At 35.2% G+C, this 15107-nt stretch carries 6 protein-coding genes; 5 read left to right on the forward strand and 1 reads right to left on the reverse strand.

Annotated elements, in window-relative coordinates; genetic code table 11:
* Positions 1–211 precede the first annotated feature (211 nt).
* Complete coding sequence (locus ACO05S_RS16325; protein ID WP_421919082.1) at positions 212–2740, reverse strand: hypothetical protein; 2529 nt, start codon at positions 2738–2740, stop codon at positions 212–214.
* Between the two features lie 428 nt (positions 2741–3168).
* On the opposite strand from ACO05S_RS16325, the gene ACO05S_RS16330 reads away from it, so the two are divergent.
* From ACO05S_RS16330 to ACO05S_RS16350, 5 genes are all read left to right on the forward strand, one after another.
* Entirely contained in the window at positions 3169–6336 is a 3168-nt protein-coding gene (locus tag ACO05S_RS16330; protein WP_421919083.1) for a SusC/RagA family TonB-linked outer membrane protein, read from the forward strand.
* A gap of 50 nt (positions 6337–6386) precedes the next feature.
* Positions 6387–8030: a RagB/SusD family nutrient uptake outer membrane protein gene (locus ACO05S_RS16335; protein WP_421919084.1), complete on the forward strand. Its 1644-nt coding sequence runs from the start codon at positions 6387–6389 to the stop codon at positions 8028–8030.
* A gap of 41 nt (positions 8031–8071) precedes the next feature.
* Positions 8072–9949: a LamG domain-containing protein gene (locus tag ACO05S_RS16340; RefSeq protein ID WP_421919085.1), complete on the forward strand. Its 1878-nt coding sequence runs from the start codon at positions 8072–8074 to the stop codon at positions 9947–9949.
* Between the two features lie 230 nt (positions 9950–10179).
* A complete protein-coding gene (locus ACO05S_RS16345; protein WP_421919086.1) occupies positions 10180–12462 on the forward strand; it encodes a GH92 family glycosyl hydrolase in 2283 nt (760 codons plus the stop codon).
* A 77-nt stretch (positions 12463–12539) separates the two neighbouring features.
* Positions 12540–14837, forward strand: coding sequence for a GH92 family glycosyl hydrolase (locus ACO05S_RS16350; RefSeq protein ID WP_421919087.1), 2298 nt, complete (start codon positions 12540–12542; stop codon positions 14835–14837).
* The last annotated feature ends 270 nt before the right edge of the window (positions 14838–15107 follow it).

A 15107-nucleotide genomic window follows, 5' to 3' on the forward strand; every position in this document is an offset into this window, starting at 1 on the left:
AATTCTCTAAAAAGTCACCTTCACCCAATCTTTACTTTAAAACTTCTTCAAAATATCCATATGTTAATTCATATTTTTTAAAGCAGATCTCTAATAAATCTGACTTTCTGTGGTGAATAATTTTAATCGAAGGTTAATACTTGTAGAATCAAGGTTTACAAAAAATCCCTGATCAATTCATTTTGTAACAGTGAATTATTATCTGATTTAATTATAGATCTTTAGCAACAATATCTTTAAATGAATATTGATATTCTTCGTTATAGTATTTTAAATATAGTTTTCTGTAATGCTCAAAGGTTTCGATGGCTAAACTATGTTTTCCTTGTGTAGCCAGTATCTGACATTTCGCTTTTAATGCAGTTTCGTTCATTTGATCAAACTCAAAGATAACATTGGTTATTGCTAGACTCGTTGCTTTATTAAGACCACCATCTTTTACTAATTCTTCAAGAGTACTTACAATAATTCCAGTATTTGCATCCTTAAAAGAATCTAACCATTCTGAGAAAATATCTCGCAACATGGCTCCTCGCTTGAGAATAGTGATTATTTCAGGTAGGTTTTCAACATTTCCAATTTCTCTTATTGATTTGATCCTTTTTTGCACATAGTCCAGATCGCAAAAGATATTATTAGGCAATTGGATTTTCCAGTAATTATTGTCGAAAATAACCTCAGTGCCTGGAAGATCTTCAAGAATTCCTCTAAGCTTTTTAATGTTAACACCTCTGTTATTTTTTGCTTTACTTTCCGATTTGTCAGGCCATAAATACTCTTGAATTCTTTTTGACGAAATTCCTTTCCTATTGTTAAGAGTATTTAATAAAATAAGTAGAAATAATTCCTTAAGGGTAGGGCTAAATCGATAAGTAATATCTTTAGATTGATTGTCAAAAACCTGAAAACCACCAAACATGATGATTGCATTATTTTTAGGAACTTCATAGTCCGAAATTGGCGACTCAAAAATATCAGGAGAAGTATATCTTTTAATATATTTCTTGGCTTTCTTTTCTTTATTGATCTTTCTACTTATTAAAAAAGCAATTAAAACAAGGATAATAGCTAAGATAGAATAGAAGATTTTAACGGAAACAGGCAAACCAACACCATTGATATCAAACTCATCCGCGTTGCCTGGCTCATAACTTATTGTATAGATATTCACCTCATACGTAAGATCTTCTTTACGATGAGAGGTAATGGCAATTAGCTTATTTTCACTATTCCAGTAATACAAATCAGCAAACGATTCAATATCAAGAAAATTATATGGAATACTATCACCTATAAATGTGATCTGCGGATCGTGAGTATATCCTTTGACTGCTCTTAGATGTGTTTTTTGCTTTACAAAAGGAAACATTAAAGTGTAGAAACAACTATCACTTGTATTTAGTTTCATACTATTAATCGGAAGGTATTGAAACTGGTCATCACTTTCGTAATCCCAAATGCGTTCAATGATTTGCTTTTTAAAGTCAATTTTGAATAAATCGTAATAGAATTCTTTACCCAAAATTTGCTTACCCATTGAATTTCCCATACCACCAAACAGGAACACGCTATTCTTATCTTTCTCAGATTTACCAATACTTGCTAAATATCTTGGTTGTATGGTATCTCCAATAAATTCAATTTTTTCCCAGGAATTTTGTTCCGGATTGAATGATAAGATATCATTAAAATAGGAATAATATCCATAACCTCCGAAACATGTAATATTGCCTGTTATAGGGTGTAATAATTTATTGTGATGCCATAATTTAGGAATGTCATTATCGGTAAATTTGATGTTGTTATTCCATTTGTTTCTTATAGAATCATAGGTGGATATAATGTTTTTGTTAAAACTATATGAGGTTATTTTTCCTTCCTTGTTATACAAGATTTGTTGAGCTTTTTCAAAACTAGGAAAACCTTCCGGATTTTGGTTTAGTTTTTTTAGGGTTTTATTTAGTGGGTTAAAGCTTTGAATCGTTCCATCCATGAAAATGAAGTTTATTCGTTCATTTTCTTTGTCATAAAGCAAGGTTGGTGTAGAGTCAAAATTTAAGCTTTGTAATTTTATCCATTTGTTGTGATAATCTACTACCCAGTCCGGATTATATACTTTGGCTGTTTTACTTGATAATACATCTTTAACTAATAGGTTATCTGTTTTTTTTAAAGGCCAAAGATGTTTAGGTGCACCGTCAATTCTAATGCTTATATCTTTAATTGAAATTGAAGGAACCTCATTAATAAAGAAGCCATATTTATTTACTACACCAAATGATAGTGCAAAATCAGAATTTTTTGGGAGAGTGATATCTGACTCAAGTCTTTTCTCTTCAAACTTTAAATTAATTTTATTGGTTGCTGCATCTAAATGTAGCTCAAAATTAATCCATCTGTTATTTTTTATCTTTTCTTCTTCTAGATTTAGGTGAAACTTAGTTGTTCGTTTATTGTGTATTACAAAAATATCAGGTTTGCGATATGTTACCTGTATTAGATTTTTGTTTTGGTTTTCTCTTAAGGATAAAATTTCGCCATAATGAGTTTCTGAATCACGAAACGACAAGTTAAAATGAATTGTAAAATCTGTTCTGTAAGGTATATTGCCATTGTGAGTGATATCAATACCTGTTCTGTTTTCTTTATCTACTTCGTTTGATGCAAAGTATATTCCATGATCAGCTAGAAGATCAGGGGTAAAAAATAATAAGAGAATTAAGCAATTAATTAATCGCATATATAGGTGAGAGGCTAGAGTTAATAATTTAAATCGGCTGTGAATATCAAATATATTTAAATCTGATTAGACTATAAAGAAAGATGTAATAAAATACTTCTAAAAGTACCTATTTATTTGGCTTTGCACTGTTGATATATAATTTTTGTTAACTGATTCTCTTTCGAAATAAAGGCTCATACTCTGCCCGAGTCATTTAAATATCATCTTATAAGATGAAGAGTTCAGATTAATATTGAGTAACAGGATTAATCTGGGTTAATAAATCGCCATATAAAGCTATTAACTAAGGAAATATGCTTTGGTTAATGGATTTCAGACTGCGATTAATTCAATATTAATCGTGAATTAATACGTTTGCGTTAATATTGATTTGATAAAAAATTCACATGATTTTTTGTTCATTGTATAATTAATATTTACTAACTATGAAGAAATGCTATTTAAAAAATCTTCATTCTAACTTAACTAACCCATTAAGTTTTGGAAGGAAGATTAGCAGTTTAGCGTTGCTTGTTGCAGTTTTAAGTTTACCTTTTGCTGCAAACGCAAACGTTAACAGTCTTTTCGAAGACAACTCAGCAGTAGCTGTGCAGCAAACTGTAACAGGTACAGTAACTGAAGAGTCTGGAATGTCGTTGCCAGGTGTATCTGTAATTGTTAAAGGTACAACTATTGGTACTGTAACGGATGTTGACGGTAAGTTTGAAATTGCTGCCGACCCATCAAGTGTATTGGTATTTAGTTTTGTCGGCATGACAACACAAGAAATTACTGTAGGGTCGCAAACAGTAATCAATGTGGTTATGGTAACTGATGCCTTACAAGTTGATGAAGTTGTTGTAACCGCTCTCGGTATTAAGAGGGAAGAAAAAAGTCTTACCTATGCCACTCAACAAGTTAAAGGTGAAGAATTGACCACTGTTCGTACGGACAATATGATGAATGCTCTCTCAGGTAAGGCGGCAGGTGTGGTTATTTCCCCAAGTACATCAGGTGTTGGTGGTTCAACTAAAGTAATTTTAAGGGGTTACACTTCGGTACAGGGCAATAATCAGCCGTTGTACGTGGTCGATGGAGTACCTCTCCAAAATTTAATACCAAATCAGGCTGAAACTGGAAATGGTTTTGGTGGTGGAGTTGATGCTGGTGATGGTATTTCGAACCTTAATCCTGATGATATTGAAAGTGTAAATGTTCTAAAGGGTGCATCGGCTGCGGCATTATATGGTAGTCAAGCTGCAAATGGTGTAATTATTATTACTACCAAGTCAGGAAAGAAGGGTAAGGCCGAAATTAAGTTTAGTTCTAGTTTCCAAATGGATCGAGCCAACGTGTTATATGAATGGCAAGATAGATATGGTGCTTTAGGAAATACTAGTTGGGGAGCTCGATCACCAATTGGTTTTGGACATGATAACGGGAAAGAATTGTTCGAAACTGGTTATAATTTAACTAATACTCTTTCATTTAGTGGAGGAACTGAGAAATCTCGCAACTATGTATCTATGTCAAACACTTTAGCCTCGGGAATTGTCCCAACAAACGAATTGGAAAAATACAATTTGTCTGTTCGGAATACCACCGATTTCTTCGATAGCCGATTAAAATTGGATAGTAAGGTTAATTTGTTGTTGCAAAAGATGAAGAATTCACCTTCTGCTCCCGGTTCATACTTTAACCCAATTCGCTCCGCATATTTGATGCCAGTTGATGATGATTTAAATTCATATGAGAATAATTATGAAGTGTTTGATCCTGAAAGGAATATGATGACTCAAAATTGGCCATATATTGCTAATGGAAATGGTCCTCATCAAAATCCATACTGGATATTTAATAGGAACCGCACTAATGCAGATCGTGCGAGAATAATTGCTAATCTGGCTGCTACTTTTCAAATTACTAATGATTTAGACTTAAAGGTAAGAGGAAATATAGATAGGACATATGACAATTACGAGAGAAAGGTATATGCAGGTACACGAACAACCTTGTCTCATTTGAATGGACGTTATGAGTATAGAGACAAGGAAAATACTCAATATTATGGTGATGTACTGTTATCATATAATAAGCAATGGGAAGATTATTCTTTATCGGCAACAATTGGTACTAGTGTAACCGATGTAAGATTTACAGATAAAGGAGCGGACTCTAATACCAAAGGGCTTTTTGTTCCTAATCTATTCTTTTTTAAGCAAATGATTGATGGAGGACAAAATCGTACACATGTTGTTGAAAGATCACAATTACAATCATACTTTGGAACAGCTTCTGTTGGTTACAAAAATTTAGCTTACTTAGATATTACTGCTCGTCAGGATAAATCATCTACCCTACCTAAGCAAAATAATACATATTTTTACCCTTCGGTAGGGGGATCTGTATTGTTACATGAAGTTCTGGATAGAGCTGGATCTTTACCATTAATTCTTGACTATGCAAAAGTTAGAGCTTCATACTCCGAGGTTGGTAATGATGTTCCTGTATACAAATTTAGACCTTATGATTCTGTGGATGAAAATGGTACAATTAACAGAACTACAGTGCGGGAAAATCCAGATTTAAAGCCAGAGAGAACTTCTGCATATGAATTAGGTATGGATTTAAGAATGTTTAAAAACAGGGTTTCATTAGATTTTGCTTACTACAATACAACAACTGATAAGCAATATTTTGAGGTAGCCGTATCTGGTGCAACGAGTCGTGAAACAGAATTAGTGAACGGTGGTAAAGTAGAGAATAGTGGTTTTGAAATTACCTTAGGAGGTATACCTGTGCAAAACAGTGATTTAGTTTGGGATACCAGATTTAATTTCTCTACCAATAAGAGTAATGTAAAAGATCTACCTTCCGAACTGGTTGATAGAGATGGTGGATTTAACCTCTCTGATCAAGGTGGCTATAAGCTTAGAGTGCAAGAAGGCGGAGAGTTTGGCGAAATTTGGGGAACAGGTTACCGTCGAGTAAACGGTAAGTTGGTAGTTACTTTGGAAGATGATGTAGCAAAACCTGTTGCTGGAGACCCAAAAGAGGATGAAGTAAAACTTGGTTCTATAAATAATGATTTCAGATTGAGTTGGGCAAATGATTTTAAATATAAGAACTTTAGTTTGTCATTCTTAATTGATGGAACATTTGGAGGTAACGTATTATCAACAACTGAAACTGAAATGCATCAAATCGGAGTTTCTAAACAAACAGGTGAAGCAAGAGATAATTTTGGTGTTGTAGTGGATGCTGTGATCGTAGATGATAATGATAATATTTTAGATAATTATCAAGGACGCATTGAAACACGAAATTATTATGGATCAATACCTGTTGCCGAAAATGTTTATGATGCAACTAATATTAGACTTCGTGAGGTTTCATTAGGATATTCTTTCCCAAAATCAATAATGAATAAAGTTGGGTTCTTAAGTGAAGCTAGACTATCAGTTGTTGGTAGAAATCTGTTCTTCTTTTACATTGATGCACCGTATGATCCGGAGGGAACTCAATCTACTTCAGGTTTATATTTAATGAATAGCGATTACTTCGGTGTACCTTCTACTCGTAGTTATGGTCTTACTTTAAATGTTAAATTTTAGTTTGAAGCAGTTGATACTGTGATTTTAACATGAAAATAAAAATTATTGAGATGAAAAAATATTGTAATAATATCTATCAATTAATGGTGATTGCATCTATGATAGTAATCTCTGGATTGACTGCTTGTACAGATGATCTTGAAGGGTTAAATGATAATCCTTTAAGATTGACGGAAGAGAAGTTGGCCATTGATTATGCAAATGTAGGTGCATTCTTGCCTCAAATGCAGCAATCAATCTACTATAATAATGATGGTGGAAATTGGAAGTACCAATTACAACAAAACCTGAATGCTGATATTTATAGTGGATATCTGTGTCCTCCAACTCCATTTAGGAATGGAAAAAACGCTTCTAACTACTTTCTGGTTGATTGGTTTAATTGGCCATATAAGATAGGTTATTCGGATGTTATGGGCCCTTGGTCAGAAATTAAGGAATTAACACGTGAAAGCTCAAGAGAATTTTATGGAGCATCTCTTATTTTAAAGGTTGCTGCCATGCATAGAGTAACAGACGTATATGGACCTACTCCATACTCGGAGTTTGGAAAAAGAGGTCAATTTATCGAATATGATAGTCAAGAAGAAATATATAATCAGTTTTTCTCTGAACTTGATACTGCGGTTAATTTAATTTCAACTTTTTATGAAGAATACCCAGAGGTTAAATCAATATCAAAATTTGATTTCATTTATGGTGGTGATTTCTCGAAATGGTTAAAATGGGCCAATTCTTTAAGATTACGTTTGGCTATTAGAGTATCAAATGTAGATCCTGCCTTAGCTAAAATAGAAGGTGAAAAAGCTTTAAGTAATGCATACGGCTTATTGGAAACTAATGATGATATCGTACAGGTGGATCAACCAGCTATCGGTCACCCACTATCAGAAATAGCTTATTCTTGGGGAGACACTAGGATGGGAGCTAATATGGAATCAATTCTGGTTGGGTTTAACGATCCTCGCTTAGCTAAATATTTTGCTCCGGCAACAGACGAGAATGTGATAGCATCTGGAGATGTATATAAAGGTATTCGGTATGGAATTGATATTGATAGTAAAGATGATAGAGTTGGTTACTCTAATATTGGCGAGGCTTTTAACTTGGAAAATAAATTTAGTGTTCCTTGGTTGTTAATGTCAACAGCAGAAGTTTATTTCTTGAAAGCTGAAGCTGGTTTAAGAGGTTGGGCTAATGCTGGTTCTATTCAAAATAACTATGAAACAGGGATTCGCATGTCAATGGAACAGTGGGCTGCCGAAGGAAGTGTAGACGATTATATTAATAATGATTCGAATAAGCCTATCGACTATAAGGACACAAAGTTTCCTGAGTATGATGAAGACGCAGTTTCTGAAATTACTATTAAATGGGATGAAGGAGCAAGTAATGAAGTTAAACTTGAAAGGATTATTACACAAAAATGGATTGCTATGTTTCCTGAAGGTGCAGAAGCTTGGTCAGAGTTTCGTCGTACAGGTTACCCAAAATTACTTCCATTAGAAGTTAATTATAGTAATGAGAATACGATTGGTAAAGTACCAAATGGAGAGTTTATAAAGCGTCTACCATTCAATAGAGAAGAATACGACAATAATATTGAAGGAGTTGAGAGTGGAATTGAAAAATTAGGAGGCTCTGATAATGCTGGAGTTCGCTTATGGTGGGATACAGGCTCAAATAATCTGTAACCCAAATGTTAGTTGTATTTAAAAATAGAAATACGAATAAAATGAAAAAATATATATCTAAAATAACAGTCGTATTATTAGCATTAACAATGGTGGTTGCCTATCCATCCTGTGATGATGATGATAATATAGAATTTGGTTCGGTAACTTCTGAGCAGTTAGATGCATTAATTGTTGAAGCTCAAGGTATCCTAGAGGCAAATACAACAAGTTTAAATCCTGGTGATTATCAACCGGCAGCCTTGACAATGATTCGTAAAGCTTTAGATAAAGCGATCGAAATTCAGACTTATGCTTACGCTGATGATCAATTAGAGTATGGATATAATAATCTTAAGAATGCCATTGACAAAGCCGACAAATTAAGAGTTGCCGTAGCAATGCCTTGGATTCAACAAGAAGATGGTACAAATATTCAGATTTCCGACAATATTAAAGAAATATTAGGGGGAGCTTTTACTGTTGAAATGAAATTCTATGTTCCTGATCTACGTACAAAGGGATATTCGAATAACTTGTTTTCAGTTGAGCAACCTGGACCGGATAGAGGTTTTGCCGTTAGATATTTTAGTGATGGTAAAATTCAAGTTGTTATTGGCACAGGTAGTGGTTGGCCTGATACAGGTGATCAAGCAGGTGCAGGTACAATTATTACAGGTGAATGGATTGATTTAGCTGTTACAAATGATGGTAGTCGTCAAGTTTTATACATTAACGGAGCAAAGCTTGCAGAAAATGAAGGTACACCTGTAATCCCGGAACATCCTTTTATAATTGGTAATAGTCCAGAGTGGCAAGATCGTGTTTGTAATGTAGTGGTTAATGACTTTAGAGTTTGGAACTCTGTATTGGATGAATCCGTTATTAACTCTAATAGAACAGCACAGTTTGATGGTAGCGAAGATGGATTGGAATGTTATTTCCCATTTAACGTTGATCTTGGATCGGAATTCAAAGATATGACAGGCAAATGTACTGCTACAATAAATGGTAAAGTTGATTGGGTAGCTGAATTGCCTGCTGCCGTAGAGATCGTTCTCGATTACACATCTATCGACGAGGCTATCGCGAATCTTGAAACTCTTAAATCATCAATTAATGAAGGTGAGAATGATGGTGACAACCCTGTAGGAACATTAGACTATGTAAATAATTTGATCGTTCAAGCTGAGGAAAGAAAGGCTAATGCCATTCGCCAATCCGAAGTTGATGATTTTGCAGCAAGTATTGAGGTTAAAATCGCTCAGATTTCAGGAATGTTTGTAGGAGATTCGAATGGGATTTTTGTTGATCGTGATGATCCGAATGCAGTTGGTTTAAGAATTACTCCTAATTATACTCCTCAGGGTGATTATACTGTTGAGTTTGAGGTGAATGTAAAGAGTCTTTATGGATACGCAAATGCAGATTTAGTTAATAATGGTCAATACGGTGTTTGGGTATTTGGATATGAAGAATTAACAGAAGAGAACATACTAAATGCCGGTGGATTAAGGAACTTTACCAGAAAAACTGATAATTCAGGTTGGGAAACAGGCCCTACTGCTCCTGCTTTAACTATTGACCCTCAGGAATGGTATCATATCGCAGTTGTTCACCACGAAAATTTAGATGGACAGCAAGTAACTATCATGTATGTTGATGGAGTTGAGACCGGTAGAGATTATATTGGAGTTCCTGCAGAATCTGGTTGGGGTGAAACCTGGTTAGGAAATGGTTGGGGTAAAATGAATGGATATATTAAAAACTTCCGCCTTTGGGATGAAGCAAGAACTGATTTGAATGCTGGTGTATCAGGAAATGAAGAAAATCTTAGAATGTACTTCCCTCTAGATAGAGTGAAGGGAGTTGTTTTTAAAGATGAAACAGGAAACTATGATGCTGAAATGAGAGGCATTTCATGGAATACACCATTATAATATATTGTAGAACTTTTTAATTGATGGAGCTGCCATACTGGCGGCTCCAATTATAAACAGATTATTAATCCATTAAATAATGGAAGAATAAAGGTTAGCTTCCACCTTAAAATAAAAGGAAGGATGGTTTATAGCCTTTTCTCAAAAGGTGTATTTAAATAGAAAAACAACAAAGCCTTTGTGCTTTTTATTATATATCAAGCGTATTACTAACCTTACAGTTAAACCAAATGCAAAAAACTAAATCATTCAACTCACTAGTGTTATTAGCATTGATGTTAGTGGCACTTCTTGCTTCGTGCCAACTAACAGGTGGAGGCACAAATGATAAAAGCTTAACTCAATATGTCGATCCGTATATAGGTTCAGGTGGACATGGGCATGTGTTTGTTGGTGCCAGCGTGCCTTTTGGTGCCATTCAGGCTGGACCAAGTAACTTTCATAAAGGGTGGGATTGGTGTTCTGCATATCATTATTCCGATAGTATAGTAAAAGGATTTTCGCATTTGCATTTAAGTGGTACAGGAATTACCGATTTAGGAGAGTTTTTATTAATGCCAGCAGTAGGAGAATTAAAAATCAATCCTGGAACACAGGAAAACCCTGAAGAAGGCTATGCTTCATATTATAGTCATGATTCTGAAAAAGTAGAAGCAGGATATTATAAAGTGCACTTGGATTCGTATAATATTAATATCGAGATGACTACAACAGAGCGTGTTGCAATGCATCGAATTACTTATCCAAAATCAAAGGAGTCAAGATTAATTTTAGATTTAAAAGAAGGGAACGGGGATCAGGCAACTGAGACCTTTTTTCATAAAGTAAATGATACAATTGTAGCAGGTTACAGATATTCAACAGGCTGGGCAAACGACCAAAGGGAATACTTTGCAATGCTTGTATCTAAGCCTATCGAGAAAGTGTTGGTATATGATGACGAAAATAAACTAAGTGGAGATGTTGGAAAAGGCAAAGCAATTAAGGCTTTTCTTCAGTTTTCAACAAAGTCGTTCGAAAAGCTTAAGGTGAAATTTGGTATATCTCCTGTAAGCATGGAGAATGCCTTACTTAATATTAAGACAGAAATGCCAGGTTGGAATTTTGATGAGATTCTTGCTGCAAATAAAAGCAAATGGAATAAGGAGCTTGAAAAAGTTCAAATCGAAACCAATGATGAAGAAGCGAAAAGAGTTTTTTATACAGCAATGTATCATACCTTAATTGCACCCAATATATTTGATGATGTGAATGGCGAATACAGGGGTACTGACAATAAGGTGTACCACAATACAAACAGTACCAACTACACCTTGTTCTCGCTTTGGGATACTTACCGAACTGTACATCCGCTTTATACCATTACTCAGCAAGAAAGAGTTCCTGATATGATCAACTCGATGCTTGACATTTACAAACAACAAGGAAAACTACCCGTATGGCATTTGCGTGGCAACGAAACCAATACAATGGTAGGTTATAGTGCCGTGCCAGTTGTGGTTGATGCATATCTAAAAGGCTTTACAGGATTTGATGTAGAATTGGCATATGAAGCAGTAAAAACAACAGCAATGGGCGATTTCGAACCAGGTGTTAAGGAATTGCAGAAATATGGCTACATCCCTTGCGATATGATGCACGAATCGGTTGCAAGTGCAATGGAATATGCGATTAGTGATTGGGGAATTGCACAAATGGCTGAAAAGTTAGGCAAAGCAGAAGATGCTAAATATTTCAGAGAAAGATCGAAAGCTTACGAGAAATATTTCGATCCTAAAGATCGCTTTATGAAAGGTCGAATGAAAGATGGCAGTTGGAGAACTCCTTTTGATCCACTATCTGCACAGCATAGAGTTAATGATTATTGCGAGGGAAATGCATGGCAGTATTTGTGGTTGGTTCCGCAAGACCCCGAAGGCCTAATTCAATTATTGGGAGGTGATCAACCATTCGTTACAAAATTGGATAGTCTTTTCTCCATTTCTTCCGAACTGGAAGAGGGTGCTTCTGCCGATATTACAGGACTGATTGGCCAGTATGCACATGGCAACGAACCAAGCCATCATATTACCTATTTATACGCCTATGCAGGACAACAATACAAAACTGCAGATAAAGTTGATTATATTCTTAATGAGCTTTATACCGATCAACCGGATGGACTATGTGGTAACGAAGACTGCGGACAGATGTCGGCGTGGTATGTAATGTCTTCAATGGGTTTTTATCCGGTAAATCCAACCAACGGTTCTTATGTGTTTGGAAGACCTTTATTTAACAAAGTGAGTATTAATCTGAGCACAGACAAAAAATTTACCATTCTTGCTACTAACAATAGCAAGGAGAATATCTATATTCGATCAGTAAAACTAAATGGACAGAACTATACCAAGTCATTTATTACCCATAAAGATATCATGAAGGGTGGAGAGTTGATTTTTGAAATGGGTGCACAACCCAATAAAGAATTTGGGGCTAAAATGGATGACAGGCCAAAATCAATTGTGTACTAAAGCGTTTTTTAGGAAATTAACCGATGATTGAATTGAATAACTTGTAAGCTTTAAACCTAAAATATTAAATAAAAGAAATGAAGAGAGCAAATATCTTATTAATTCTTAGTGCGTTATTGGTTTCCTGTGTAGGAGAAAAAGAGGTGATGAAAACCAATATTGTTTCAAGTGTAGATATGGTAAACCCACTAATGGGTACCGATTCGGAACATGCACTTTCCAATGGGAACACTTATCCTGCGATAGCAGTGCCTTGGGGAATGAATTTTTGGACTCCACAAACTGGTGAAATGGGTAATGGTTGGGCCTACACTTACGATGCTTACAAAATAAGAGGAATAAAGCAAACTCATCAGCCAAGTCCGTGGATAAATGACTATGCAGCATTTTCGTTTATGGCTGTTACAGGGGATTTAAAGTTTAATGAAGATGATCGTGCTTCCTGGTTTTCGCATAAAGCGGAAGATGCTAAGCCATACGCATACGAAGTGTACTTAGCTGATTATGATGTAAAAGCAGAAGTAACTCCAAGTGAGCGTGCTGCAATGTTTCGTTTTACTTTTCCTGAAAACGACAACTCATACATCTTATTAGATGCCTACAACAAAGGTTCAGAAGTTAAAATCATACCGGAAGAACGCAAAATTGTTGGATACTGCAGAAATAATAATGGTGGGGTTCCCGACAACTTCCACAATTATTTTGTTGCCGAATTCGATAAGGATTTTGAAATTGTTCACACCTGGAATGGAAATCAACTGAACGAAAAATCGAAAACTGCTAATGGGGATCATGTAGGAGCGGTAATTGGTTTTAAAACCAAAAAAGGAGAAGAGGTACATGTTAAAGTAGCATCATCTTTTATCAGCAAAGAACAAGCTCAACTGAACCTGTCTAGAGAGATTGGAAATAAAAATTACACACAAGTTAAAAAAGAAGCAAAACAAGCTTGGGAAAAGGAATTTGCAAGAATAAAAGTAGAAGGAGGGACTGATGATCAGTTAGAAACTTTTTATTCTTGTTTGTACAGAGTGTTATTATTCCCGCGTAAGTTTTACGAAATCAACGATAAAAATGAAATCGTTCATTACAGTCCTTATAATGGAGAGGTACTGCCCGGCTACATGTTTACAGATAATGGCTTTTGGGATACGTTCCGGGCAGTTTTTCCATTTTTTACAGTAATGTATCCCGAGTTAAACTCTAAAATAATGGAAGGACTGGTGAACACATACAAGGAGAGCGGATGGTTACCCGAATGGGCAAGTCCGGGTCATAGAGGCTGTATGATTGGTTCCAATTCGGCATCAATTATTACAGATGCTTACCTGAAAGGAATTAAGGGATACGATATTGAAACCTTGTACGAGGCCATCATTAAAAATACCAATGGCTATAATAAAGAGGTAACATCGGTAGGTAGATATGGAGCCGAATATTACAACAAATTAGGATATGTTCCTTATAATGTAGGCATTCATGAAAATACAGCAAGAACTTTAGAATACGCTTACGCTGATTTTTGTGTTTGGAAGTTGGCGCAAGAATTGGGTCGACCAAAGAATGAGATCGACCTGTTTGCAAAAAAGGCTCTAAACTACAAGAATGTATTCGATAAAGAATCTGGTTTAATGCGAGGTAAAAATGAAGATGGAACATTCCAATCTCCATTTAATCCATTAAAATGGGGCGATGCTTTTACCGAAGGAAACAGCTTGCATTATACCTGGTCGGTTTTCCAGGATATCAATGGCCTAATTGATTTAATGGGAGGAAAAGACAAGTTTATCTCTACCTTAGATGGTGTTTTCGAAATGCCACCCAAATTTGATGACTCCTATTATGGTTTCACCATTCATGAAATTAGAGAAATGCAAATTGTGAATATGGGTAATTATGCACATGGTAACCAGCCAATTCAGCACATGATTTATTTATATAATTATGCAGGACAACCATGGAAAACCCAAAGCCGCGTGCGCGATGTAATGGATAAATTGTATACCCCTCAGGCTGATGGGTATTGTGGCGATGAAGACAATGGGCAAACTTCGGCCTGGTATGTTTTCAGTTCCATGGGATTTTATCCTGTATGCCCGGGAACCGACCAATATGTATTGGGATCACCATTATTCGATAAAGTTACCCTGAGCCTAGAGAATGGAAACACATTTACCATCTCTAGTTCTAATAACTCTAAGGAAAATGTATTTGTAAATGCAGTAAGCTTAAATGGCAAGTCGCATAACTTCAACTACATCAAACACGAAGATATTCAAAACGGTGGTGAGTTAAATTTCGAGATGTCTGTAAAAGCAAATAAAGAAAGAGGAATATCAAAGGAGTCTTATCCATACTCAATGAGTACTAAATAAGAATCCTAAATTAGATATCATTCTGATATAGTTAGTTAAAAGCTCATTGATTCTTCTTTGAGCTTTTTTCCAATTTAACAAGGAGTGTGAGTTGTTTTCCGGTAAGCAGTAAATTATTTTTACACTGGTTTAATTAATAATTCACCTAATTGATTAATCTATATATTAATCCCCATTTAATCTTGAATGGCTTATTTTGAAAAATAGATTAATAATAAAGAACCGATCGGGAAAAGCTTGGCTGGCAATAGTCCCGTTCGGTATTGTTTT

The sequence above is a fragment of the Marinifilum sp. genome (assembly GCF_965230805.1).
Taxonomy (GTDB): Bacteria; Bacteroidota; Bacteroidia; order Bacteroidales; family Marinifilaceae; genus Marinifilum.